Here is a 23,899-nt window from a genome sequence, read left to right as displayed (position 1 = left end):
GGCAAGGACGGGCACCCGGCTGGCGGTGCCTCCTTGCCCGACCGGCCGACAACGGGCAAGGTATCGGTCGCACGGAACGGACGGGACGCGTTCCCGGCCGAGTGCGGCCTGGCGGGACAACGGGGTCCTGCCAGGCGTCGGGGAACGGGGTCCAGCGCCGGCGCGCTCGACCCAGCGAACGGAAGGTTTCACGTGCGCCTGCACCGGCTGCGCTCGACGCGAACCTCGTGGCGGCGACCGAGCACGACCCGCCTGCTGCTCAAGGCGGCCTGGCTGGAGATCTGCGCGGTGTTGCGCTGAACCCTCAGGCGTCCTCGGTGACCACGCGGGCCACGGTCGTCGACACCCCGATGACGAGGTGGCACCCGGCGCGCAGCAGACCGGTGAGCATGCCGTTCCCGCTGATCGGGTCGCGCAGCACGTCGAGCACCGCCGACCAGTCGGTGGTGATCAGCACCGGCCGCAGCCAGTCCAGCGCCGGGACGGTGCTCAGCACGCCGAAGGTGATCAGCTCGCTCATCGTGGCGACCACGACCACCAGCGGGTGCTCGGTTCTCCCGACTGGACAGGAACGGGTGGAAGCCCGGCCCCTCCACCAGCGCGCCGACCCGCGGCAGCACCCGGCCGGCGTGCTCGGGCAGCCGGTGGCCGAGCAGCTCGACCGTCCCCGAGGTGGGCGCGGTGAGCCCGAGCAGCATCCGGATCGTGGTGGTCTTGCCCGACCCGTGGGGCCCGAGCACCCCCACCACGCCGCCGCGCGTTACCGCGAGGTCGACGCCGGCGACCGCGACGGTGTGCCCGTAGGTCGTGCGGAGCCAGGTGGTGCGGGCGGCGAGCTCACCGCCCGCGACCGCCGGCGACGCCACCGCTTCCGCGACGGTCACCGCGCCTCACCCAGCGCGGCGACGAGGACCTGCACGGGCACGGCACCGACCGCGACCCGGCCGTCGGAGGTCACCAGCGCGTTCCCCGCCAGGCTGCCGACGACCCAGCCGGTGCGGGGTGCGGGGGACCGACCGCTCGCTGGAGTCCCGGGTCCAGGTGGTCGTGCCGTCGTCGACCACGGTCTGCTCGCCGACGGGGGAGGGGGCCGAGACGCGGTGGCGGCCCTGGCCGTCGGCCCACACCTGGAACCGCTCGGTCCCGTCGGTGAGCAGCGGTGCCGCGTCGTCGCCCGGCAGCGCGGGCAGTCCGAGGGCGTTGTCCACCGTCACCGTGCCGGTGAGCGCCGGCAGCTCGGCGCGCATCACCGACATGTCGCTGAGAGCTGAGAACCGGCTCAGCCGGGGCGCCACCACGGACGTGGTGGAACGGGCGTGGTGCCGGGCGGGCGCGCACGCGAACGGGCACCTCCCGCCGGCCCGGGAGGTGCCCGTCGCGCTCGGTCCGATCAGTAGGTCAGGCCGTAGCCGTAGGGGAACAGCGGGGACTTGCCGTCACCCTCGTTGATCGGCTGCTGGTCGGCGCTGACCATCCAGGTCATCGGCAGCGTGCCCGTCGGCTCGTGGTCGCCGAACAGGACGTCGGCGACACCGGCGCCTTCGGTACCGGGCAGCCAGGCGGCCACCAGCGCGTCCCAGTTCGGCAGCTCGGCGGCGATGTCCAGCGGTCGGCCGGAGACCATCACCACGATCACCGGCACGCCGGACTCCTGCAGCTTGGCCAGGGTCGCCCGGTCCTCCTCGTCGAGGCCCATGCCCTCCGGCCGGTCGCCTTCGCCCTCGGCGTACGGGGTCTCGCCGACGACCGCGATCGCCGCCGAGTAGCTGCTGTCGATGCCGTTGCCGTCGCGGTCGTAGGTCACCTCGGTGCCGGGGGCGACCGCTTGCCGGATGCCCTCCAGGATCGTGGTCCCCGGGGTGATCGGGCCGCTCTCGCCCTGCCAGCTGATCGTCCAGCCGCCGCTCTGGTTGCCGATGTCGTCGGCGTTCTTGCCCGCGACGAAGATCTTGCCGCTGTCCTTGGGCAGCGGCAGCACGCCGCCCTCGTTCTTCAGCAGCACCTGCGACTCGCGCACCGCCTGGCGGGCCAGCTCCCGGTGCTCCGGGCTGCCCACGGTCGGCGTGAAGCTGCGGTCGGTGAAGGGGTTCTCGAACAGGCCGAGCTCGAACTTCTTGGTGAGGATGCGGCGGTTCGCGTCGTCGATGCGCGACATCGGGACCCGGCCGGCCTCGACCTCCTGCCGCAGCAGGTCCATGAACTCCTGGTAGTCGTAGGGCACCATGATCATGTCGAGGCCGGCGTTGATCGAGTCGCGGACCTCGGCGGCGGTGAAGCCCTCCTCGCCGTCGATCTTGTCGATGCCCTGCCAGTCCGAGACCACCAGACCGGTGAAGCCCAGCTCGCCCTTGAGCACGTCGTTGATCAGGTAGTCGTGGACGTGCATCTTGACGCCGTTCCAGCTGCTGAAGGAGATCATCACCGAGCCGACGCCGCGCTCGACGGCGGCCTTGAACGGCGGCAGGTGCACCGCGCGCAGCTCGGCCTCGTCGATCTCGGTGTTGCCCTGGTCCTCGCCGCCGGTGGTGCCGCCGTCACCGATGTAGTGCTTGGCGGTGGCCATCACCGACGCCGGACCGTCCAGCGACGACCCCTGCAGGCCGGTGACGAGGGAGGCCATCGCCGTCGGGCGTTCCGGGGTCTCGCCGAAGGACTCGTAGGTGCGCCCCCACCGGTCGTTGCGCGCCACGCACAGGCAGGGCGCGAAGTCCCAGTCGATCCCGGTGCCGGCGACCTCTTCGGCGGTGGCCCGGCCGATCCGCTCCACGAGCTCGGGGTCGTTGGCGGCGCCGAGCCCGATGTTGTGCGGGAAGATCGTGGCGCCGTGCACGTTGTTGTGGCCGTGCACCGCGTCGACGCCGTAGAGGATCGGGATGCCCAGCGGGGTGTTCAACGCCGCGCGCTGGTAGGCGTCGTACATGTCGGCCCACGACTCGGCGGTGTTGGGCGTGGGGGCCGACCCGCCGCCGCTGAGGATCGAGCCGATCCCGGCCTCGGCGGCCGCGGCCGGGTCGGCGGCCTCCCGCTCGGCCTGCGTCATCTGGCCGATCTTGTCCTGCAGGGACATGCGGGACAGCAGGTCCTCGACCCGGTCGGCCACCGGCCGGCTCGCGTCGCGGTAGACCGGCGTCGGCTCGGCGACGGCCGGGGTGGCGGCCGCGGCGGCGCAGGCCACTGCGGTGAGCAGCAACCCGGCTCTGCGGGGTCTGCTGCGCAACAGACGTGTCATGGACGTACTCCTCTGCGTGCGGATCACTCCGGATCAGGGGCGTGAGGCGGTGCGCCGCCGTGCGGTGAGCGGCGGTCCGGTGGCGGGAGAGGAGGCGCACCGGATATGTTGCAGCCGACAACATAGCAGTGGATCGAGGGAGGGGAAGATCTCCTCGATCGATCAAGTCACCGGGCTGCATCGATCAGGTCAACTTCGCGGTGCCCGGTGTTGTGCGGCGTGCCCGCACCCGCGACGTTCGGGGGTGCTGGGTTGGACCGGGTGTGGGAGAGGCTTCTCGATGCGGAGAACGCCTGCGGTGTGGACCGCTGCGGCCTGCGGGCTCGGCCTGCTGCTCGCCGCCTGCGGCAACAACGCCCTGCCCCCGTCCCCGGCGAGCGCGCCGGTCGCCGCCGACGCGCCCCGCGTCGGTGTGATCCTGCCCGAGACCGCCACGTCCGCGCGCTGGGCGCACGTCGACCAGCCGGTGCTCGAGGAGGAGCTGCGCGAGCGCGGCCTGGAACCGATCGTGCAGAACGCGCAGGGCGACGCGCAGAAGTTCGCCCAGATCGCCGACGGCATGCTCAGCCAGCGGGTCCGGGTGCTGGTCATCGCCGCACCGTCCGGCGACGCCGGGGCCACTGTGGAGCAGCGCGCCGAGCAGCTCGGGGTGCCGGTGATCGACTACGACCGGCTCAGCGTCGGCGGCAGCGCGGACTACTACGTCAGCTTCAACCACGAGGAGGTCGGCCGGCTCCAGGCCCGCGCCCTGGCCGACGCGCTGCGCGACCGCCCCGGCGCGCAGGTGATCGAGGTCGGCGGCTCCACCACCGACCACAACGCCGCGCTGGTGCACCGCGGCCAGGTCGAGGAGCTCGGACCCCGCTACGCCGCGGGCGACCTGCGGCTGGTGAGCAGCCGGTTCGTCGAGGGCTGGGACAACCAGGCCGCCGGTCAGGTCTTCGAGCAGCTGCTCACCGCCAACGGCGGGCGGGTGGACGGGGTGCTGGCCGCCAACGACGGCCTGGCCGCCTCGGTGATCACCGTGCTGCAGAAGCACGGCTTGGCCGGATCGGTGCCGGTCACCGGCCAGGACATGACCGTCGACGGGCTGCGCGCGATCCTGCAGGGCCACCAGGCGGCCACCGTGTTCAAGCCGATCCACACCGAGGCCGAGGTCACCGCCGAGCTGGCCGGTGCCCTGGTCCGCGGCGACCGCGCCGCGGCGGACGCGCTGGCCGGGCACCGCGTGCGCGACCCGGCGACCGGGCGCGAGGTCAAGGCCGTGCTGCTGGCTCCGCAGCTGATCACGCGGGACGACATCAGGTCCGTGCTCGGCCCCGGCCGCGTGCGGGCCGAGGACATCTGCCGCGGCGAGCTGGCGGGAGCCTGCCGGCAGCTGGGCATCGCGAGCTGAGAGGAGCGCGGGATGCACGAACCGATCCTGGCCCTGCGCGGGGTCGACAAGAGCTTCGGGCCGGTCCGCGCGCTGCGCGAGGTGGACTTCACGGTGCGGGCCGGTGAGGTCACCGCGCTCATCGGCGACAACGGCGCCGGGAAGTCCACACTGGTCGGCTGCATCGCGGGTGTCTACCGCATCGACCGCGGCGAGGTGCTGTTCGAGGGCCGCCCGGTGCAGGTCCGGCGACCGCGTGACGCGGTGGAGCTGGGCATCGAGACCGTCTACCAGGACCTCGCGCTGTGTGACGAGCTCGACGTCGTGCAGAACATGTTCCTCGGCCGCGAGCGCGGTCCGAGCGCGTTGCTCGACGAGACCGCGATGGAGCTGGCCGCCCGGGAGACCCTGCGGTCGCTGTCGGTGCGCACCGTCGGATCGGTGCGCGCGAAGGTCGGCACGCTCTCCGGCGGCCAGCGGCAGGCGGTCGCCATCGCCCGGGCCGTGCTGTGGAACAGCCGCGTCGTGCTGCTCGACGAGCCCACCGCCGCGCTCGGCGTCGCGCAGACCCGGCAGGTCCTCGACCTGGTCCGCCGGTTGGCCGAGCAAGGTCTCGGCGTGGTGCTGATCAGCCACAACATGTCCGACGTGTTCGAGGTCGCCGACCGCATCGCGGTGCTGTACCTGGGCCGGATGGCCGCCGAACTGCCCGCCCGCGACCTGACCCACGGCCAGGTGGTCGAGCTGATGACCGCCGGGCGCTCCGGCGACCTCGGCCTGGCCCGCCCCGGTGCCGCCGTCTGAGGAGCGATCATGACCACGGAACGCACGCTGGGCCCGGCCACCGACTTCGGCATCGACACCACCTCCCGCGACACCCGGGAGGCGGTGCGCGACTACGTCGCGCGGGTCCGCCGCGGCGAGCTCGGTCGCCTGCCCGCGCTGGTCGTGCTGGTCGTGCTGCTGGTGCTGTTCGCCGCGTCGTCGGAGGACTTCCTCACGCTGCACAACCTGGCGAACCTGCTGCAGCAGGGCGCCGGGCAGACCATCATCGCGATGGGGCTGGTCCACGTCCTGCTGATCGGCGAGATCGACCTGTCCGCCGGCACCGCCTCCGGGGTGGCCGCGGCCGTGCTCGCGCTGCACTTCCAGCACGACGGGAACCTGCTCGGCGCGATGGGCCCGGCGGTGTTCGCCGCCTTCGCGCTGGCGCTGGCCGGGGCGGCGCTGCTCGCCCTGCTGCTGCGGGTCTGGCTCGGTGCGGCGCTGTCCGCGGTGGCGCTGGTGCTGCTCGTCGGCGGGTTCGGGGCGAACCCGTGGCTGGAGGTGCTGCTCGCGGTGAGCACGGGGGCGGCGATCGGGTGCGTGACGGGCTTCGCGGTGTCGAAGGTGCGCATCCCGTCGTTCATCGTCACCCTCGGGCTGTTCATCACCTGGTCCGGCGTGGTGCTGCAGCTGGTCGGGCCGGACGGCACGATCTCGGTCCGCGAGAGCCCCGAGCTGTTCGCCGTCGCCAACGGCAGTCTCGGTCCGGTGGCCAGCTGGGCGCTGTTCGCGGTCTGCGGGGCCGGGTACGCCGCGGTCGTCGGCCGCCGGCACCTGGTGCGGCTGCGGCACGGCCTGGTCGCCCCGCCCACCGCGCTGGTCGTGGCGAAGGTCGTGGCGGTGCTGGGGTGCGGCGGGCTGGCCACCTACCTGCTGGTGCTGGACCGCTCCCCGCACCCGGAGCTGGCCTCCATCCGGGGAGTGCCGCTGGTGGTGCCGCTGGTGCTGGCCCTGCTGGTCGCCGGCACCCACGTGCTGGACCGCACCCGCTTCGGCAGGCACCTGCGCGCGGTCGGCGACAACCGCGACGCCGCCCTGCGGGCGGGGGTGGACGTCTCCCGGGTCCGGATGAGCGCGTTCGTCATCTGCTCCGCGGTCGCCGCGGTCGGCGCGATCGTCCACACCTCCAAGGTCGGCTCGGTCGACGGCAGCGCCGGGGGCGGCACCCTGGTGCTGTTCGCGGTGGGAGCCGCGGTGATCGGCGGCACCTCGCTGTTCGGCGGCAAGGGCCGGCTGCAGGACGCGGTGCTCGGCGGCGCGGTGCTGGCCACCGTCCAGAACGGACTGAACCTGCTCGGCTTCCAAGCGGCCCCGGTCAACATCATCACCGGGTTGGTGCTGGTCGCGGCCGCCGGGGTGGACGCGCTGTCCCGGCGCCGCTCGACGACGCAGCAGGACCGTTGACACCCGCGGCGCTCCGCGCCACCGGACCGGAGGTTGTGCTAGAGCTTTGTGCGGACGGTGGAGGAAGAGCAGGCGGAGGACGCAGCCCAGGTGAGTACCACGCCAACCGCGGGAGCGCGGCCCGACGAAGTGCGCCAGCACAACCGGGCCGTGCTGCTGCGTCGGCTGCACATCAGCGGCCCGCGCACCCGGGCCGCGCTGGCCTCCGAGATGGGCCTGAACCGCAGCACCATCAAGACCCTGGTCGACGAGCTGGTCGGGGACGGGCTGGTCGTCGAACGGCTGCCCGCCCGGCGCAGCGGGGCGGGACGACCCTCGCTGCTGGTGCTGCCGCAGCCGCACGCCGCGGTGGCGCTGGCGGTGGACGTGCGGGTGGAGCAGGTGGCGATGGCCCTCATCGGCTTCGGCGGGGAGATCCTCAACCGGTGCAGCTGGAGCCTGCGCCCCTCCACGCGCACGCCGGACGAGGTCTTCACGCGCATCGTGGACAACAGCGCGGTGCTCATCGAGGAGGCCGGCGTCGAGCTCGCCGCGGTCGGGGTGTCCGCGCCGGGCGTCGTGCGCCGCTCGGACGGCATGGTGCGCGAGGCGCCGAACCTGCACTGGACCGACGTGCCGCTGGGGGCCTGGTTGTCCGAGGCGCTGGGGGACCGGCGGGTGGAGGTCGGCAACGACGCCGAGCTCAGCGTGCTCGCCGAGCACCTGCGGGGCGCGGCGCGGGGTGCGACGGACGCCGTGTTCGTGGGAGCCGACGTGGGGGTCGGCGGCGGGATCATCTCCGGCGGCGTGCCGCTGCGTGGCAGCGGCGGGTACGTCGGCGAGCTCGGGCACATGGTGGTGCGGCCCGACGGGATGGAGTGCTACTGCGGGAGCCGGGGCTGCTGGGAGACCGAGGTGGGGGAGCGGGCGCTGAGCCGGGCGCTGGACCTGCCGGAGGACTCGCCGCGCGGGGTGATCGTCGCCGAACTGCACGCGCTGGCGCAGCACCCGGACGAAGTGCTGGACCGGCTGGGGGACTTCGCCGAGTGGCTGACCATCGGGCTGTGCAACGTGGTCAACCTGCTCAGCCCGCAGCTGGTGGTGCTGGGCGACCTCTTCACCGCGCTGCCGCGCGCGCTGCTGGACCACGTCGGCGAACTGCTGGTGGAGCGGAGCCTGGTCAGCCGCGCGATGGGCGGCACCAAGCTCGTCACCTCCTCGCTCGGCGCGGACGGCAAGCTGCTCGGCGCCGCGGAGCTCGCCTTCGAGCAGGTCCTCGCCAGCCGCTGAGCCGGCCCCTGCAGGGCCGCGTTGCGATGCGGTCACGGCCCTTTCTTGATCGTTTCAGGACGCTGTTGCCCGCGAGTCCCCGGTGTTAAGTTGCTGCGGACAACATATTGCGGATGGTGCTGCTCGGCTCGGTCCGCGCTTCCCGGTGGGGTCCGAGATCGCGCGGCGCCGTCGCGGTTGGAAAGAGGGACCACTGTGGACGCTCACGCGTGGGCGAGCGCGTCGGTGCTGGCCGAAGGCCAGCTGCTGGACGCGAATGCCGTCGATTATGTGTTGTTGGCGTTGTACTTCGTGTTCGTGCTGGGGATCGGGTACTTGGCGCGGCGTGCGGTGTCGACGAGTCTGGATTTCTTCTTGTCGGGTCGTGCGTTGCCGGCGTGGGTGACGGGGTTGGCGTTCATCTCGGCGAACTTGGGTGCGATCGAGATCATCGGCATGTCGGCGAATGGTGCGGAGTACGGGATGCCGACGATGCACTATTTCTGGGTGGGTGCGGTGCCGGCCATGCTGTTCCTGGGCGTGGTGATGATGCCGTTCTACTACGGGTCGCGGGTGCGCAGTGTCCCGGAGTTCATGTTGCGGCGTTTCGGTCGGGCGGCGCACTTGGTCAACGGGATCTCGTTCGCGGTGGCGCAGGTGTTGATCGCGGGGGTGAACCTGTACCTGTTGGCGTCGATCGTGAACGCGTTGCTGGGGTGGCCGTTGTGGGTGTCGGTGTTGATCGCGGCGGCGATCGTGTTGTCCTACACGGCGTTGGGGGGTTTGTCGGCGGCGATCTACAACGAGGTGTTGCAGTTCTTCGTGATCGTGGCGGCGTTGTTGCCGTTGACGATCGTGGGGTTGGTCAAGGTCGGTGGTGTGCAGGGGCTGGTGGAGAAGGTCACGGCCGGTCCGGGTGGGGGTGAGCAGCTGTCGGCGTGGCCGGGCACGGAGTTGACCGGGTTCGCCAACCCGTTCTGGAGCGTGGTGGGGTTGGTGTTCGGTCTGGGGTTCGTGCTGTCGTTCGGGTACTGGACGACGAACTTCGTCGAGGTGCAGCGGGCGATGGCGTCGAAGAGCATGTCGGCGGCGCAGCGCACGCCGATCATCGGGGCGTTCCCGAAGATGTTCATCCCGTTCATCGTGATCATCCCGGGGATGGTCGCGGCGGTGGTGATCCCGGAGCTGGGGGCCTACAAGCAGGCGGGGGCGCCGGAGGGGGCGCCGGTGGACTACAACGACGCGATCCTGTTGTTGATGCGGGACCTGCTGCCCAACGGGATCCTCGGTGTCGCGTTGGCGGGGTTGCTGGCGTCGTTCATGGCGGGGATGGCGGCGAACCTGTCGTCGTTCAACACGGTGTTCACCTATGACATCTGGCAGTCCTACGTGGTGCGGGACCGGGCCGACGGCTACTACCTGCGGATGGGCCGGTGGGTCACGGTGGGGGCCACGCTGGCGGCGGTGGGCACGGCGTTCATCGCCTCGGGGTATTCGAACCTGATGGACTACCTGCAGCAGTTGTTCTCGTTCTTCAACGCGCCGTTGTTCGCCACGTTCATCCTGGGCATGTTCTGGAAGCGGATGACCCCGCACGCCGGCTGGTCGGGTCTGGTGCTGGGCACCGCGGCGGCGGTGGTGGTGTTCGCGATGTCGGAGTCCGGGGTGATCGACCTGCCCGGACAGGGCGCCAGCTTCGTCGGGGCCGGGGTGGCGTTCGTGGTCGACATCGCCGTCAGTGTGGTGGTCAGCCTGGCCACCCGGCCGAAGCCGGAGGCGGAGCTGGCCGGGCTGGTGTACTCGCTGACGCCGAAGGCGCAGCTGCAGGCCTCCACCAGCGGGGAGGACGCCGGCTGGTACCGGCGGCCCGGGCTGCTGGCCGGGATCGCGCTGGTGCTGGTGGTCGTGCTCAACATCGTCTTCGCCTGACACGGGAGGTCCACGAGCCATGTCTTCAGGTTCCGCGCGCACCGCGGGTGCGTTCGACATCCGCTCGGTCATCGCGCTGCTGTTCGCCGTCTACGGGGTGGTGCTGGTCGCCGTCGGCCTCGTCCAGCCCGAGGCGGAGAAGTCCGCAGGTGTCAACATCAACCTCTGGGCCGGCATCGGCATGCTCGTCTTCGCCGCCGCCTTCCTCACCTGGGCCCGCCTGCGCCCCATCACCGTCCCCGAGGGAGGGGAAGCGGAGGAGTCCGGAGGGGAGACGAAGGAGTCCTGAGTGGACGGTGGGGGCGACCCGAGCACGGGGTCGCCCCCACCGCGCCGGTCACTGGAGTTCGACGACCATGCCGCGCAGCTCGTAGCCGCTGATCGCGTCGTTGAACGACACGCGCGGTGGCGTGCGCATGCTGACGCCGGGCAGGGCGAACAGCTTGCTGAGGAAGACGTCGGTTTCCAGGATCGCGATGTTCGAGCCCGGGCACTTGTGCGGACCGTCCCCGAAGGACAGCCCTGGCGGCGTGGCGTCGGTGAGCGGGCGCCCCGGGCACACCGCCAGCGGCTCGTCGCCGAACGCGCTCGGGTCGGTGTTGGTGGCGGTGACCTGGATGTCGATCACCTCGCCGGCCGGGACGGTGACGGTCTCGCCGTCCTCGCCGGGCAGTTCGATCGAGGCGGTGGCGCGGCGCTTGAGGTGTCCGACCACCGGTTCCAGCCGCAGCAGCTCGTGCAGGATCGCGATCCGCTCGGGCTCCTCGGCGGCGCAGTAGCGCTCGCGCAGCGCGTCGTCGGTGAACAGGTGCCACGCCGCCAGGTTGACGAACTCCCGGGTGGTGACCATGCCCGCGGCGGCGACGGTGATGCACTCGCCGAGGATCTCGGCCGACGTGCAGCCCTGGTCGAGCAGGTGCGAGATCAGGTCGTCGCGGCGCTGCTTGCGCCGGGCGCGCACGGCCGGGCGCACGTCGTTGAGGTAGATGCTCGACCAGTTGGTGGCCTGCCGCCACACCCAGTACAGGCCGTTGAGGCTGGTGAAGCCGGGTTCGCCAAACTCCTCGGGGAAGAAGCGCTCCAGTCGCTGCGCCAGCCCCGGGCGGCTCTCGGTCAGCCCGATCACCTCGCACGCCACCTTGATGGCGAGGTTGAAGCTCAGCTCGGACAGCTGCGCGTGGCCGCGGTGGCGCAGCGTGTCGAGCTGTTCGTCGGCGACCTGCTCCATGATGCCCCGGTAGGCCTCGTCGACCCGGCGCGGCGTGAAGTACTTGGCGGTTTGCCGCCGGTCCTCACGGTGCTCCGGACCGTCCCGGTAGAGCACCGGGCGTCGGATCTTGGCGGGCATCTTCTCCACGGTCTCCACGCCGAGCCCCGCCTGGACGGTGTCGGTGCTGCGCAGCGCAGCGCGCGCTGCGGCGTGGCCCCGGATCCGCCAGACCCCGTCGGCGCCACGGCTGACCGGACAGCCGCCCAGCTCCTCCCCGCGATCGATCTTGCGTGCGTCCGTCGCCTCGCTCGACATCGGAGCACCGGTCCTTTCCGCAGCCGGGTTGTTCATGATCCACTTCTTGTAGCAAGTCGGTTGCGGTGAACGCACCAGGGGTGCCGATTTCGTAGCGGAATGTTCACCACCGGTGGCCACGGGACGTCAGGGTGCGGGATGGGTGGGGCGACCCACTAGGATGCCCCGGACGTCGGTCTGAGGAGTGCGCGTGACGTGGCAGTTCGGCCCCTACCGGGTGGACGGTTCGATCGCCCGGGGCGGCATGGGGGAGATCCTGCGCGCCTACGACACCCGGCACGACCGCGTCGTCGCGCTCAAGCTGCTCGCCGCGGACCTCGCCGCTGACGAGGAGTTCCGCGACCGGTTCAAGCGGGAGGCCCACGCGGCCGGCCGGCTCCGCGAACCGCACGTCATCCCGATCCACGCCTACGGCGAGATCGACGGCCGGCTCTACCTGGACATGCGCCTGGTCGAAGGCAGCGACGTCGGTTCGCTGCTGGCCGCGCACGGTCCGATGCGCCCGGCGGACGCGGTGGCCATCGTGGAGCAGGTCGCGCAGGCGCTGGACGCCGCGCACGCGGAAGGCCTGGTGCACCGCGACGTCAAGCCGTCGAACATCCTGGTCGCCCCGAACGGCTTCGCCTACCTCGTGGACTTCGGCATCGCCGCGTCGCTGCGCGCCTCGGAGAAGCTGACCTCCACCGGCTACGCCGTCGGGACGCTGGCCTACATGGCGCCGGAGCGCTTCGACGACGGTCCGGTGGACCACCGGGCGGACGTGTACTCGCTGGCCTGCGTGCTCTACCAGTGCCTCACGGGCGCCAAGCCGTTCAGCGGGGAGACCGCGGCGTCGCTGGTCAACGCGCACCTCCACCAGCCGCCGCCGCTGCCCACGGCGGTGCGCGGCGAGGTCCCGCGGGAGTTCGACCGCGTCGTCGCCCGCGGCATGGCGAAGGAGCCCGCCGACCGCTACGCCAGCGCCGGTCAGCTGGCGCGGGCCGCCCGCCAGGCGCTGACCAGCGTGACGGCCGTGCCGCCGGTCGCCGCCGCACCCCGCCGGGCCCGCTGGCCGTACGTCCTCGCCGGGTGGGGTTGCTCGCGGTGGCCGCGGGGGCGGTGGCCGTCGCGACCGGGATGCGGACCGAGCAGGGGCAGCCCGTCCCGGTCGAGGTGTCGACGCCCGTGGCCGTACCGCCCGCGTCGACCCCGCCGCCCGCGACCTCCGCCCCGCCGCCGGAGCAGCCGGTGGCGGAGACCGAACCGGGCGGGGACACCGAGACCGTGCCGGCCACGCCGGTGCAGACCCGGTGGTGCACGACGCTCACCTACCAGGGCGAGCAGCGCGGCACCGGGTGCTTCGAGGCGGTCGGGGACCACCTGGTCGCGCACGACACCAACAAGGACGGCCTGTGGGTCAAGACGGTCGCCAAGGCCGTCGGCGGCAAGGTCGTGGAGTGCGAGGACACGAACTCCACGGGGAACCCGGTCGACTGCGACCAGGACCTGAGCGAGAAGGGCCGGCTGCGCTTCCAGGTGGAGCTCTGGGACGGCAGGAACAGGATCGCGGAGACGCCCTGGTCCGACCCCGTCCCCATCGGGCAGTAGGCGAGTGGGCCGTTGGCGGGCGATCCACCGCGGTGGCTGGCCAAGCAAGCGCTCGGGAGGTTAGCTTACCAAGCACCTGCTTGGAGGTGATCGCGTGCCCGGGACCGATCCGCTCACCATCCCCGCCGCCGTCGACCTCGCCGCGCAGCGCTTCCCGGACTCCGACGCCGTGCTCGACGGCCCCGTCCGGATCGGCTTCGCCGAGCTCCGGGAACGGGTGCGGACCGTCGCGCGCGCCCTCATCGCCGAAGGCCTCCAGCCCGGCGAACGCGTCGCGGTGTGCGCGCCGAACACCCACCACTGGGTGCTGGCCGCACTCGGAGCGCTGTACGCGGGCGCGGCGCTGGTGCCGATCAACACCCGGTTCACCGGCGCGGAGAGCCTCGACGTCCTCCGGCGGTCGCGGGCCCGGGCGCTGGTGGTCGCCGGGGAGTTCCTCGGCGTCGACCGGCTGGAGCAGGTCCGCGAGGCCAACGGTGGTCCGCTCGACCAGCTGCGCACCACGATCCGGGTTCCGGTCGAGGGCGAGCTGGAACCGGTCGCGGGCACCCGCCGCTGGGACGAGCTGGAGGAACTGGCCGCCCAGGTTCCCGCGTCGCGGATTGACGAGGTCGCGGCCGCGGTGCGGCCCGACGACGTCAGCGACGTCCTGTTCACCTCGGGCACCACCGGGCGCAGCAAGGGCGCGATGAGCGCGCACCGCCAAGCGCTCGGCGTCGCGCGGTCCTGGGCCGAGCGCGCCGCGGTGACCAGCGACGACCGCTACCTGGTCATCAACCCGTTCTTCCACAGCTTCGGGTACAAGGCCGGGATCCTCGTCTGCCTGCTGCGCGGCGCCGCGCTGCTGCCGCAGGCCACCTTCGACGTCGCCGAGGTGCTCCGCCGCGTCGAGTCCGAGCGGGTCACGGTGCTGCCGGGGCCGCCGACCATCTACCAGTCGATGCTCGACCACCCCGACCGCGACCGCCACGACCTGTCCAGCCTGCGGCTGGCGGTGACCGGCGCGGCCACCGTCCCCGTGGTCCTGGTGGAGCGGATGCAGCAGGAGCTCAGCTTCGACACCGTGCTCACCGCCTACGGGCTCACCGAAGCGGTCGTGGCGACGATGTGCCGGCCCGAGGACGACGACGAGACGGTGGCCCGCACCTGCGGTCGCGCCGCCTCCGGGCTGGAGGTCCGGGTCGTCGACCGCGACGGGACCCCGCTGCCGCCCGGGGAAGCGGGCGAGGTCCAGGTGCGCGGGCCCAACGTGATGCTCGGCTACCTCGACGACGAGGAGGCCACCGCGCAGGCGATCGACCGCGACGGCTGGCTGCACACCGGCGACGTGGGGCGGCTGGACGAGCGCGGGTACCTCACCATCACCGACCGGCTCAAGGACATGTACATCTGCGGCGGGTTCAACGTCTACCCGGCCGAGGTCGAGCAGGTGCTGGCCCGGCTGGAGGGGGTCGCGGACGTGGCCGTCGTGGGCGTGCCCGACGAGCGGCTGGGCGAGGTGGGCAAGGCCTTCGTGGTCGCCAACGGGGAGCTGTCCGCGGAGGAGGTGCTGGCGCACTGCCGGGACCGCCTGGCGAACTACAAGCGGCCCCGGCAGGTGGAGTTCCGCACCGAACTGCCGCGCAACCCCTCCGGGAAGGTCCTCAAGCGCCTGCTGCGCGACCTCCACTAGCCGGTGGTCACAGCCGGGGGTCCACCGGCTCGGACTCCAGGGCCAGCACAGCGAAGACGCACTCGTGCACCCGCCACAGCGGTTCGCCGCGCGCCAGCCGTTCCAGCGCCTCCAGCCCCAGCGCGTGCTCACGGGTCGCCAGGCCGCGCTTGCGGCCGAGGTCCCGCTGCCGCAACCGGTCGAGGTGGTCCGGCTCGGTGTAGTCGGGGCCGTAGATGATCCGCAGGTACTCCCGCCCGCGCACCTTCACCCCCGGCTGCACGAGACCGCGCTGCCCGCGGACGAGGCCGGCCGCCGGCTTGACCACCGCACCTTCACCGCCGGCGCCGGTGAGCTCCTCCCACCAGGCGATCCCGGCGGCGGTGGACTCCGGGTCGGTGGTGTCCACCGCGATCCAGCGGGTCGGGCTGAACAGCTCCGGGTCGGCGCGCACCAGCCGGTCCGCCAGCTCCAGGTGCCAGCGGTGGTCGCGGTCGTGGTAGGTCCGGCCTTCGGTGGCCAGCAGCTGGAACGGCGCCAGCCGGACCCCGCGCACACCGTCAGTGGGCCAGCAGTAGCGGCGGTAGGCCTCGCGGTAGGCGGCGGCGTTGTCCGCGCGAGCCCGAGTCTTCTCCAGCAGCGCGGACACGTCGACGCCTCGCTCGGCCGCGGCCGACAGCGCCTCCAGCGCGGGTGGGAGCGCCGCCTCCGCCGCCGCCCCGACCGCGGCGTACTGGTCGGTGATCAGCGCCTCCGCCTTGGCGTTCCACGGCATGAGCTCGGCGTCGAGCAGCAGCCAGTCGCTGCCCAGCTCGTCCCACAGCCCTGCGGAGCCCACCGCCGCGCGCACCCGGGCGAGCAGCTCGGCCTCCTGCTCGGGCGCGAAGAACGGCCGCCCGGTGCGGGTGTGCACCGTCCCGGTGCCCTCGATCCCGAACCGGTGCTTCGCGTCGTCCCGGCAGGCGAGGACGACCGCGCGGGAGCCCATGTGCTTCTCCTCGCACACCACCTCCTGCACCCCGGCCGCCCGGTACCCGGCGAACGCCTCCTCCGGGTGCTCCAGCACGCCGGGACGCTTCGAGGTGGCGACCGGGGCCATCGTCGGCGGCAGGTACACCAGCCACCTCGGGTCGATGGCGAACCGGCTCATCACCTCCAGCGCCGCGGCAGCGCGCTCGGGCTGGACGGTGATCCGCCCGTGGTGCCGGGTCTGCACGGTCCGCCGCCCGGCGACGTCGTCGAGGTGGAGCACGTGCGGCTCGCGCCGGGACGCCGGTTCCGCGGACGGCGGCAGCGCGTCAGCGGGCAGGAACGGTCGCTCCGGCTCGTACCAGACGTGCTGGGCGGGCACGGACACCACGGTGCGCTCGGGGTAGCGCAGCGCGGTGAGCTTGCCGCCGAACACGCAGCCGGTGTCCAGGCACATCGTGCCGTTGACCCACTCGGCTTCGGGCACCGGCGTGTGGCCGTAGAGCACCGTCGCCTCGCCGCGGTACTCCTCGGCCCACGGGTGGCGCACGGGCAACCCGAACTCGTCGGTCTCGCCGGTGGTGTCGCCGTGGAGCGCGAAGCTGCGCACGGTGCCGGACGCGCGGCGGTGGTAGCGCTCGGGGAGCCCGGCGTGCGCGACGACGAGCTTGCCGCCGTCGAGCACGTAGTGCGCGACCAGCTCGCCGCAGAACCGCTGGACCTGCTCGCGGAACTCCGGCGGCTCGGCCGACAGCTGCGCGAGCGACTCGGCGAGCCCGTGGCCGGTGCTGACGTCGCGTCCGCGCAGCGCGCGGGCCAGCTTGTCGTCGTGGTTGCCGCACACCGCCAGCGCGGTGCCGGCCGCGACCATGCCCATCACCAGGCGCAGCACGCCGGGCGTGTCCGGGCCGCGGTCGACCAGGTCGCCGACGAACACCGCCCGCCGGCCGTCCGGGTGGTGGGCGCCGACCGGACGCTGCTCGGCGTCCCGCTCGATGACGTAGCCCAGCTCGCCGAGCAGCGCCTCCAGCTCCGCGCGGCATCCGTGCACGTCGCCGATCACGTCGAACGGCCCGGTCTCGGACCGCTTGTCGTTGAGCAGCGGCTCCACCTCGACGCGGGCCGCCTCGACCTCCTCGACGCTGCGCAGCACGTGCACCCGCCGGAAACCCTCGCGCGGCAAGGACTTCAGCGACCGCCGCAGCTCGGCGCGGTGCCTGCGCACGACCTGCGGCCCGAAGTCGCGGTCCGGGCGCTCGGCGTTGCGCGCCCGGCACACCGACTCGGGCAGGTCGAGCACGATCGCCACCGGGAGCACGTGGTGCTTCCGGGCCAGCTCGACCAAGCCGGCCCGCGCGCTGCGCTGCACGTTCGTCGCGTCGACCACGGTCAGCCGGCCGGCGGCCAGCCGCTTGCCCGCGACGTGGTGCAGCGCGTCGAAGGCCGCGGCGGTGGCCGACTGGTCGTTCTCGTCGTCGGCGACCAGGCCGCGGAAGAAGTCGCTGGAGAGCACCTGGGTCGGCGCGAAGTGGGTGCGGGCGAAGGTCGACTTGCCCGACCCCGAGGCACCGATGAGCACCACCAGCGACATGTCCGGGATGGACAGTCTCATGCGGACACCTCCGCCCTGGTGAACACGGCCAGCTGCGTCGGCGCGCCGACCTGTGGGTCCACCGGACCCACCGGCAGCTGCTCGACGGTGTAGCCGTGGCGCTCGGCGACGCGGGCACACCACTGCTGGAACTGCGCCCGGGTCCACTCGAAGCGGTGGTCGGGGTGCCGGAACCGCCCGGCGGGCACGCTCTCGAACCGCACGTTGTACTCCACGTTCGGGGTGGTCACCACGACGGTGCGCGGCTGGGCGGCGGCGAACACCGCGTGCTCCAGCGCGGGCAACCGGGTGGGGTCGACGTGCTCGACGACCTCCATGAGCACCGCGGCGTCGTAACCGGCGAGCTCGGGGTCGACGTAGGTGAGCGCGGACTGGCGCAGCACGAGCCGTGCGCGCTGGCGCTCCGGCAACCGCTGGAACCGGCGGTCGGCCACCTCCAGGGCCCGCGCCGAGACGTCCACGCCGACGACCTCGGTGAACGAGGGCTCCCGGAGCAGGTCGGCCAGCAGCGCCCCACCGCCGCACCCCAGGTCCAGCACGCGGCGCGCACCGCTGGTCTTGAGCACCGCGAGCACGCTGCCGCGCCGCTGCGCCGCCAGCGGCGCACCGTCGTCCAGGGCCGTCACCACCGGGTCGGCCAGCGCGTTGTCCAGTTCGGTCTCGGCGTCGCCGGTCTCGTCGGCGAGCTGCGCGAGGGCGGAGCGGACGTAGGACCGGCGGTGCGCGAGGTAGCGCTCGCTGATCAGCTCCCGCTCCGGGTGCTCGGCGAGCCAGCCGTCCCCGGCCCGCAGCAGCTTGTCCACCTCGTCGCTGCCGACCCAGTAGTGCTTGGCGTCGTCGAGCACCGGGATGAGCACGTACAGGTGGTTGAGCGCCTCGGACACCCGCAGCTGCCCGGACAGCCGCAGGTCCACGTACGGCGAGTCGCCCCACGCCGGCACGTGCGGGTCCAGCGGGACCGGTGCGGCCTCGACCTGCCAGCCCAGCGGCTCGAACAACCGCACGGCCAGGTCAGCGCCGCCGCGGCAGGGCAGCGCGGGGACCCTGATCCGCAGCGGGACCGGGGTGGCCGCCAGCTCGGGCCGCGCGTCGCACCGCCCGTTCAGCGCCGTGCGGAACACCGAGCCCAGGGCCACCGCGAGCAGCGACCCGGCGGCGTAGGGCCGGTCGTTGACGTACCGGCCGAGGGCGGAGGAGTCGTGGTGCCTGCGGCGCACCAGGCCGACCGGGTCGACGTCCAGCAGCAGCGCGGCGGTGCACTCGTCCGGCTCGGCGACGGGGTAGAAGACGTGCGCGGTGCCGCCGGCCACCGGGAACGCTTGCGCCTTCCCGGGGTGCTTGTGCAGCAGGAAACCCAGGTCGGTCGCCGGTCGGTGCGTGGTGGTCAGGCTCAGGAACACGCCCGGATTCTGGCACCGTGCTTCGTCGCGGCGCAGCCGGTTTCCGCGATCCGCTCCGACCCGAGATCGGTCCACTGTGGACGCCGTCGCTAGTCGGCCAGACCGGACTGGTAGGCGAACACCACGAGCTGGGCGCGGTCGCGCGCACCGAGCTTGACCATCGCCCGGCTCACGTGGGTGCGCGCGGTGGCCGGGCTGACCACCAGCCGCTCGGCGATCTCCTCGTTGTTGAGCCCCTCGGCGACCAAGCCGAGCACCTCCCGCTCGCGTTCGGTCAGCGTGTGCAGCTGGGGGTGCGGGCGGCGCGTCCGCGGTTGCATCGAGACGAACTCGCGGACCAGCTTGCGCGTCGCCGACGGCGCGAGCAGCGCATCGCCCGCGGCCACGAGCCGGATCGCCCGCAGCAGCTCGACCGGGGTGGTGTCCTTGAGCAGGAATCCGCTGGCCCCGGCGCGCAGCGCGCTGAAGACGTACTCGTCGATCTCGAAGGTGGTCAGCACGATCACCCTGGTCGCGGCGAGGTCGGGGTCGGCGGTGATCCGCCGGGTGGCCTCCAGGCCGTCGACCCCGGCCATCCGCACGTCCATGAGCACCACGTCCGGACGGTGCTCGCGCGCCGCGGCCACCGCGGCCAGGCCGTCGGCAGCCTCCCCGGCGCAGACCAGGTCGTCTTCGTTGTCGATGAGGGTGCGCAGCCCGATGCGCACCAGGTCCTGGTCGTCGACGATGAGCACGGAGATCACGGGTTCCCTCCGGTGGGCAGGCGGGCGTGGACGGTGAAGGTGCGGTCCGCGGTCGGTCCGGCCGTGACCTCGCCACCCAGCGACTCGACCCGGTGCCGCATGCCGGGCAGGCCGAGCCCGCCGCCCCCGTCCGGCGATCCCGGCAGCGGGTTGGTGACGGTGAGGACGACCGCGTCCTCGGCGTACTCGACGGTCACCTCGGCGCGCTTGTCGGTGCTGTGCCGCAGCACGTTGGTCAGCGATTCCTGCAGGACGCGGTAGCAGGTCAGGTCGACCACCGCGGGCAGCGGGCGCTCCGGGCCGACGGTGCTCAACTCCACCGTCACCCCGGCCTCGCGCATGCGCCGCAGCAGCTCGTCCAGCCGCGCCAGGCCCGGCTCGTGCTCGGTGGACCGGCGCACCACGGCCAGGGTTGCGCGCAGCTCCTCGAGCGCCTCGCTGCTGGTGCGGCTGATCGCCTCGAGCGCCACCTGCGCCTGCTCGGGCTTCTTCGCCAGCACGTGCAGCGCGACGTCGGCCTGCATCTTGATCGCCGCCAGGCCGTGCCCGACGACGTCGTGCACCTCCCGCGCGATGCGCAACCGCTCGTCGTCAACGCGCTGCCGCAGCTGCTCGGCCCGCTCCCGCGCCACCGCCTCGCGCTGCACCCGCACCACGCTGCCCACGGCGAACGGCACGACCACCCACGCCGAGCCGGGGACCACCCCGAGCAGGTCCGGCAGGCGCGAGCCGGGGACGACCACGTGCAGCAGCAGAACCGCCAGCACCCCCAGCGCGACCGGTACCGAGGTGGTCAGCGGCCGGTGCCGGGCCAGCGAGTAGACCGCCACGACCAGCGACAGCAGGACCGGGCCGTAGGTGTAGCCCAGCAGCAGGTAGGCGGCGACGAACACCGCGACTGCCCCGGCGGTGACGGCGGGCTGCCGCCGGCGCAGCACCAGGCTCACGCCCGCAGCGGCCACCAGGCCGAAGCCGAGGGCGTCCACCGGCCGGAGCGCGGTCCCCGACCACCGGTCCGCCGCGGCCGTGCCCACCAGCCCGACCAGCGTGACCTCCGCGGCCAGGGCCACGTCCGCGCTCCACTCCCGCACCACCCGCATGCGCCCGAGTCTGCTCGATCCGTCCCCGGAGGGAGTCGGCTCGGAAGCGGACATCCGCCTACTCCCCTCGACGTAGCCGCCGGTCCGGGAGACCACGGTACCGCCTGCGGGTCCGATGTGGACGCCGGTCAGCGGCCGTAGGGGAACTCCGGCGGGCGGCGTTCCAGGAACGCGGCGATGCCCTCGGCGCTCTCACCGGCCTCGGCCGACGTCCGCTGCCACCGGGCGGCCGCGTCGTCCAGGGGCAGGCCGCGGTGGGCCAGGTCGACCAGCTCCTTGGAGGCGCGCACGGTGAGCTGGGAGCGGGAGGCGATGGTCGCCGCGAGCTGCTCCACGCGCTCCCGCGGGTCGTCGACCACCTCGTCGACCAGGCGCATCCGCTGCGCGTGCGCGGCGTCGACGAAGTCCGCCGAGAACAGCAGCAGCTTCGCCGCGGAGGGCCCGACCAGCTCGGTGAGCCGGGCGATGCTCGACGGCGGGTAGACGATGCCGAGCTTGGCCGGGGTGATGCCGAACTCCGCTGAGGCCGCCGAGACCCGGATGTCGCACGCCGCGGCCAGCTGGCAGCCACCACCCACGCACAGCCCGTTGACCAGCGCGATGGTCGGCAGCGGGCAGCTCAGCAGGGCTTGCTCGGCGGCCACCGTCGGGTTCTCCGCCGCCCCCTCGATCTCCGGCAGCTCGGAGATGTCCGCCCCGGCGCAGAACGTGCTCCCGGCGCCGGTCAGCACCACCACGCGCACCGCGGGATCCTCGGCGACCGCGGTCAGCAGCTCCGGGACCTGCCGCCACATGCGTGCGGTCATCGCGTTGCGCCGGTCCGGGTTGTCGATGGTGATCCACGCGGTGTGCCCGACGACGTCCAGGTCCACCCTGCCCTTGGCGTTGTTCATCAGTCGCTTCCGTTGCTCGTGGGCACGCGCGGTGCCGCAGCGGTTCGGCCTTGCGGCCTCATCCTCGCCGAACGCCTGCTCGAGATCGAGGACGGTGTGCGCCAGCCGACCCCGGCCCGGACACCCTGGCGGTCACCGAGCGCGATCGTGCGATCGCTCTCGGTGGGCCGTCGGGGTCGGTCCTGCCGCGGTCGGCCACCCGATCGTGCAGACCCGGCCGGGAGTGGCGAGGATCAGGGGTGAGCCGATGCGGAAGGACAGGAGCGGACATGGACGAGGTGACCAACCGTCGCCTGGCGGAAGTGCGATCGTTGGCCGAAGAGCTCAACCCCGAGGACATCGAAGCCGAGATCGGCCGCGCGCGGGTCGAGGCGTACCAGGCGGGCATGCGGTTCGCCGCCGACTACGTCGAGAACGGACCTGCCTCCTCGGAGCGTCCCGGCATCCCGCTCCCGCGCGTGTGAGCGGTCAGCCTCGCGGGCCGCGCAGCACCTCGTGCGCGGCCCGCGAGGCGCGCAGGCCGCTCTCGATCGCGCCGTCGATGAACCCGGCCCACCCGGTGGCGACGTCCGAGCCGGCGAAGCGGACCGGGCCGTGCGGCTCCTGCAGGGCAGCCAGGTAGCGGGTCAGCTGGCCCGGCCGCTGCATCGGCCAGGTCTCGCGGGAGAACTCGTCACGCATCCAGTCGTGCCCGGTGACGTCGAACACCTCCAGGTCGTCGCGCCAGGTCCGCAGGGCGCGGGTGACGCCCTCGGCGTCGTCCGGCGCGAGGTCGGCGGCGCGGGGACCGAAGGCGACCAGCACGCTGTCGCCGTCCACTGTGCACTCGGTGCGCACCCAGGTCAGGTCGTGGACGTCGGGCGCGTACGCGGTGAACGGCGCGACCTCCCCGCGCACCCGGATCCAGGTCTTGAGCCCCTGCGAGGCGGTGCGCTCGGCGCCGGCGGCCAGCTTGGCCGCGGGGAGTGCGGGCTGGAAGTCGATGCTGTCCAGCACGTTGAGCGGCAGCGTGCAGATCACCTGCCGGGCGGAGAACCGGGCGCCGTCGGCGGTGCTCACCGTCGCGCCCCCGGTGTCGTGGGAGACGCCCGTGACCCGTGTGCCGAGCCGGACCTCGGCCCCGCCGTCGGCGGCGATCGCGCTCGCCAGCGCCGCGGTGCCCTCGGTGAGCCGGTAGCTGGCGGTGGCCTGGTGCAGCAGCTGCCAGTCGCCGGAGGCGGCCGCGCACCAGCGCATGGCCTGGGTGAGCCCGGAGACCGCGGCCGGGCCGTTGAAGTGCTCGGCCCACACGCCGGTGGTCACCTCGCGCTCGGTGCGGGAGAGGTCGAGCCCGGCGAAGTAGTCGGCGACCGAGAGCTGGTCGATGCGGTCCAGGTCGCTGCGGTGCAGCGGCTCGTACGGCAGCGGGAACCAGGTCCGGCTGTCCTGCGCCAACCGGTCCATGGCGGGGGTGATCAGCGCGTCGAACTCCGCCGGGCTGCCCCGGTGCACCGCGCCGTCGGCGACCCAGAGCACGGTCTGCGACGACGGGCTCGGCTCGATGCGCTGGCCGTAGCGGGTGATCTCGCTCCAGACGTGCGGTTGCAGCCAGTGCACCCAGGTGCCGCCCAGCTCCAGGCGGCGGCCCCAGCGCTCGTCGGTCCAGGTCCGCCCGCCGATGCGGTCGCGCGCTTCGAGCACCACCACCGCGTGCCCGCGCAGGGCCAGCTCGCGAGCGGCGACGAGTCCGGCGAACCCGGCACCGATGACCACGACGTCGTAGGCGTCCATGCAGCAGCTCCCCGCGGTCGGGACAGGTCCCAGGCATTGTGTGCGGTCGTGCGCGGGGGACCTATCCGCCGATCGAGCGGTTGCCGCCGCCCGCGGCGTCCTCTGTGGACTGGGTGCGCGGCCGTGGTCCCCGGCGGTACAATGCCGCGTCCCCGTGAACGGGGTGCGGGGTGCGTTGCGGAAGTGGGAACTGGTTGATGGTTACGGGCAAGGTCGTTCGGTTCGACGAGGTCCGCGGTTACGGGTTCGTGGCCCCCGAGGTGGGCGGCGAGGACGTGTTCATCCACGTCAACGACTTGACCTTCGACAAGCGGCTGGTCGCTCCGGGTGTGGTCGTGGAGTTCGACCTGGAGGAGAGCGACCGCGGCCCGAAGGCGTCCCACGTGCGGATCGTGCGGCAGGCCGCGGAGCGGTCCGGTGAGTCGGCCGACGAGGAGCTCTTCGACGTGCTCTCCGCGAAGGAGTTCCACGACCTGATCACCGAGTCGCTGCTGAGCGCGTCGCCGACGATGACCGCCGAGCAGATCCTGCAGGTGCGGCAGAAGCTCACCCAGGTGGCCGTGCGGCACGGCTGGGTGGAGGCCTGACCGGCATCGTGCGTCGGGTGCTCGGCCTCGGTGCTCACTGTGCTCCTCCGTG

20 protein-coding genes and 1 pseudogene are annotated in these 23,899 nt (G+C 72.9%); 10 read left to right on the top strand and 11 right to left on the bottom strand.

All coding sequences use genetic code 11. From position 1 onward, the window contains the following. Positions 1 to 304: 304 nt before the first annotated feature. From HNR68_RS27665 to HNR68_RS16970, 4 genes and pseudogenes are all read right to left on the bottom strand, one after another. Entirely contained in the window at positions 305 to 520 is a 216-nt protein-coding gene (locus HNR68_RS27665) for a hypothetical protein (protein WP_179716375.1), read from the bottom strand. A 31-nt stretch (positions 521 to 551) separates the two neighbouring features. Next, positions 552 to 884, bottom strand: a pseudogene (locus tag HNR68_RS27660) (ATP-binding cassette domain-containing protein); the annotation flags it as partial. 6 nt (positions 885 to 890) lie between these two features. Continuing rightward, positions 891 to 1,247, bottom strand: coding sequence for a hypothetical protein (locus HNR68_RS16975; RefSeq protein ID WP_218888332.1), 357 nt, complete (start codon positions 1,245 to 1,247; stop codon positions 891 to 893). Between the two features lie 143 nt (positions 1,248 to 1,390). Then, positions 1,391 to 3,229 carry a glycoside hydrolase family 3 protein gene (locus HNR68_RS16970; protein ID WP_179722321.1) on the bottom strand — a complete coding sequence of 613 codons (1,839 nt, stop codon included), beginning with the start codon at positions 3,227 to 3,229 and terminating at the stop codon, positions 1,391 to 1,393. A gap of 280 nt (positions 3,230 to 3,509) precedes the next feature. On the opposite strand from HNR68_RS16970, the gene HNR68_RS16965 reads away from it, so the two are divergent. From HNR68_RS16965 to HNR68_RS16940, 6 genes are all read left to right on the top strand, one after another. Continuing rightward, positions 3,510 to 4,625: a sugar ABC transporter substrate-binding protein gene (locus HNR68_RS16965; protein ID WP_179722319.1), complete on the top strand. Its 1,116-nt coding sequence runs from the start codon at positions 3,510 to 3,512 to the stop codon at positions 4,623 to 4,625. A gap of 12 nt (positions 4,626 to 4,637) precedes the next feature. After that, positions 4,638 to 5,408 (top strand): ATP-binding cassette domain-containing protein, encoded by a 771-nt coding sequence (locus tag HNR68_RS16960; protein WP_179722317.1) that lies wholly within the window; start codon positions 4,638 to 4,640, stop codon positions 5,406 to 5,408. Positions 5,409 to 5,417: 9 nt separating this feature from the next. Beyond that, entirely contained in the window at positions 5,418 to 6,833 is a 1,416-nt protein-coding gene (locus HNR68_RS16955; protein ID WP_179722315.1) for a sugar ABC transporter permease, read from the top strand. A gap of 90 nt (positions 6,834 to 6,923) precedes the next feature. After that, on the top strand, positions 6,924 to 8,102 hold the full coding sequence (locus tag HNR68_RS16950) for an ROK family protein (RefSeq protein WP_179722313.1): 1,179 nt from the start codon (positions 6,924 to 6,926) through the stop codon (positions 8,100 to 8,102). Positions 8,103 to 8,297: 195 nt separating this feature from the next. Then, entirely contained in the window at positions 8,298 to 10,010 is a 1,713-nt protein-coding gene (locus HNR68_RS16945; RefSeq protein WP_425502888.1) for a sodium:solute symporter family protein, read from the top strand. A 19-nt stretch (positions 10,011 to 10,029) separates the two neighbouring features. Then, positions 10,030 to 10,299 (top strand): hypothetical protein, encoded by a 270-nt coding sequence (locus HNR68_RS16940; protein WP_179722311.1) that lies wholly within the window; start codon positions 10,030 to 10,032, stop codon positions 10,297 to 10,299. 48 nt (positions 10,300 to 10,347) lie between these two features. Here HNR68_RS16940 and HNR68_RS16935 read toward each other — a convergent pair whose 3' ends face one another. Next, the gene (locus tag HNR68_RS16935; RefSeq protein WP_179722309.1) at positions 10,348 to 11,535 is read right to left on the bottom strand and encodes a cytochrome P450; all 1,188 of its coding nucleotides are present in this window, start codon (positions 11,533 to 11,535) and stop codon (positions 10,348 to 10,350) included. 190 nt (positions 11,536 to 11,725) lie between these two features. Here HNR68_RS16935 and HNR68_RS16930 point away from each other — a divergent pair, with 190 nt between their 5' ends. Then, positions 11,726 to 13,024, top strand: coding sequence for a protein kinase domain-containing protein (locus tag HNR68_RS16930; RefSeq protein WP_179722307.1), 1,299 nt, complete (start codon positions 11,726 to 11,728; stop codon positions 13,022 to 13,024). 192 nt (positions 13,025 to 13,216) lie between these two features. Continuing rightward, complete coding sequence (locus tag HNR68_RS16925; RefSeq protein WP_179722305.1) at positions 13,217 to 14,794, top strand: FadD3 family acyl-CoA ligase; 1,578 nt, start codon at positions 13,217 to 13,219, stop codon at positions 14,792 to 14,794. A 7-nt stretch (positions 14,795 to 14,801) separates the two neighbouring features. Here HNR68_RS16925 and HNR68_RS16920 read toward each other — a convergent pair whose 3' ends face one another. From HNR68_RS16920 to HNR68_RS16900, 5 genes are all read right to left on the bottom strand, one after another. Beyond that, positions 14,802 to 17,354, bottom strand: coding sequence for a polynucleotide kinase-phosphatase (locus HNR68_RS16920; protein ID WP_179722303.1), 2,553 nt, complete (start codon positions 17,352 to 17,354; stop codon positions 14,802 to 14,804). Continuing rightward, positions 17,351 to 18,754, bottom strand: coding sequence for a 3' terminal RNA ribose 2'-O-methyltransferase Hen1 (locus tag HNR68_RS16915; protein ID WP_179722301.1), 1,404 nt, complete (start codon positions 18,752 to 18,754; stop codon positions 17,351 to 17,353). The genes HNR68_RS16920 and HNR68_RS16915 overlap by 4 nt, the downstream gene beginning before the upstream one ends. A gap of 89 nt (positions 18,755 to 18,843) precedes the next feature. Continuing rightward, entirely contained in the window at positions 18,844 to 19,497 is a 654-nt protein-coding gene (locus HNR68_RS16910) for a response regulator (protein ID WP_179722299.1), read from the bottom strand. After that, the gene (locus tag HNR68_RS16905; RefSeq protein WP_179722297.1) at positions 19,494 to 20,597 is read right to left on the bottom strand and encodes a sensor histidine kinase; all 1,104 of its coding nucleotides are present in this window, start codon (positions 20,595 to 20,597) and stop codon (positions 19,494 to 19,496) included. Before HNR68_RS16905 ends, HNR68_RS16910 begins: the two co-directional genes overlap by 4 nt. A gap of 128 nt (positions 20,598 to 20,725) precedes the next feature. Continuing rightward, a complete protein-coding gene (locus HNR68_RS16900; protein WP_179722295.1) occupies positions 20,726 to 21,490 on the bottom strand; it encodes an enoyl-CoA hydratase/isomerase family protein in 765 nt (254 codons plus the stop codon). Positions 21,491 to 21,759: 269 nt separating this feature from the next. On the opposite strand from HNR68_RS16900, the gene HNR68_RS16895 reads away from it, so the two are divergent. Then, the gene (locus tag HNR68_RS16895) at positions 21,760 to 21,954 is read left to right on the top strand and encodes a hypothetical protein (RefSeq protein ID WP_179722293.1); all 195 of its coding nucleotides are present in this window, start codon (positions 21,760 to 21,762) and stop codon (positions 21,952 to 21,954) included. Positions 21,955 to 21,958: 4 nt separating this feature from the next. On the opposite strand, the gene HNR68_RS16890 is transcribed toward HNR68_RS16895, so the two are convergent. Next, positions 21,959 to 23,260, bottom strand: a complete 1,302-nt coding sequence (locus tag HNR68_RS16890) for a flavin monoamine oxidase family protein (RefSeq protein WP_179722291.1) — start codon at positions 23,258 to 23,260, stop codon at positions 21,959 to 21,961. A gap of 197 nt (positions 23,261 to 23,457) precedes the next feature. On the opposite strand from HNR68_RS16890, the gene HNR68_RS16885 reads away from it, so the two are divergent. Continuing rightward, positions 23,458 to 23,847: a cold-shock protein gene (locus HNR68_RS16885; RefSeq protein WP_179722289.1), complete on the top strand. Its 390-nt coding sequence runs from the start codon at positions 23,458 to 23,460 to the stop codon at positions 23,845 to 23,847. Positions 23,848 to 23,899: the final 52 nt, after the last annotated feature.

The sequence above is a fragment of the Saccharopolyspora hordei genome (genome assembly GCF_013410345.1).
Lineage (GTDB): Bacteria > Actinomycetota > Actinomycetes > Mycobacteriales > Pseudonocardiaceae > Saccharopolyspora > Saccharopolyspora hordei.
This window is presented reverse-complemented; position numbering and strand designations above follow the sequence as displayed.

Coding starts and splice junctions, on each gene's coding strand:
- HNR68_RS27665 (WP_179716375.1), bottom strand. CDS start 520: ATGAGCGAGCTGATCACCTTCGGCGTGCTGAGCACCGTCCCGGCGCTG.
- HNR68_RS16975 (WP_218888332.1), bottom strand. CDS start 1,247: ATGCGCGCCGAGCTGCCGGCGCTCACCGGCACGGTGACGGTGGACAAC.
- HNR68_RS16970 (WP_179722321.1), bottom strand. CDS start 3,229: ATGACACGTCTGTTGCGCAGCAGACCCCGCAGAGCCGGGTTGCTGCTC.
- HNR68_RS16965 (WP_179722319.1), top strand. CDS start 3,510: ATGCGGAGAACGCCTGCGGTGTGGACCGCTGCGGCCTGCGGGCTCGGC.
- HNR68_RS16960 (WP_179722317.1), top strand. CDS start 4,638: ATGCACGAACCGATCCTGGCCCTGCGCGGGGTCGACAAGAGCTTCGGG.
- HNR68_RS16955 (WP_179722315.1), top strand. CDS start 5,418: ATGACCACGGAACGCACGCTGGGCCCGGCCACCGACTTCGGCATCGAC.
- HNR68_RS16940 (WP_179722311.1), top strand. CDS start 10,030: ATGTCTTCAGGTTCCGCGCGCACCGCGGGTGCGTTCGACATCCGCTCG.
- HNR68_RS16935 (WP_179722309.1), bottom strand. CDS start 11,535: ATGTCGAGCGAGGCGACGGACGCACGCAAGATCGATCGCGGGGAGGAG.
- HNR68_RS16920 (WP_179722303.1), bottom strand. CDS start 17,354: ATGAGACTGTCCATCCCGGACATGTCGCTGGTGGTGCTCATCGGTGCC.
- HNR68_RS16905 (WP_179722297.1), bottom strand. CDS start 20,597: ATGCGGGTGGTGCGGGAGTGGAGCGCGGACGTGGCCCTGGCCGCGGAG.
- HNR68_RS16900 (WP_179722295.1), bottom strand. CDS start 21,490: ATGAACAACGCCAAGGGCAGGGTGGACCTGGACGTCGTCGGGCACACC.
- HNR68_RS16895 (WP_179722293.1), top strand. CDS start 21,760: ATGGACGAGGTGACCAACCGTCGCCTGGCGGAAGTGCGATCGTTGGCC.
- HNR68_RS16890 (WP_179722291.1), bottom strand. CDS start 23,260: ATGGACGCCTACGACGTCGTGGTCATCGGTGCCGGGTTCGCCGGACTC.
- HNR68_RS16885 (WP_179722289.1), top strand. CDS start 23,458: ATGGTTACGGGCAAGGTCGTTCGGTTCGACGAGGTCCGCGGTTACGGG.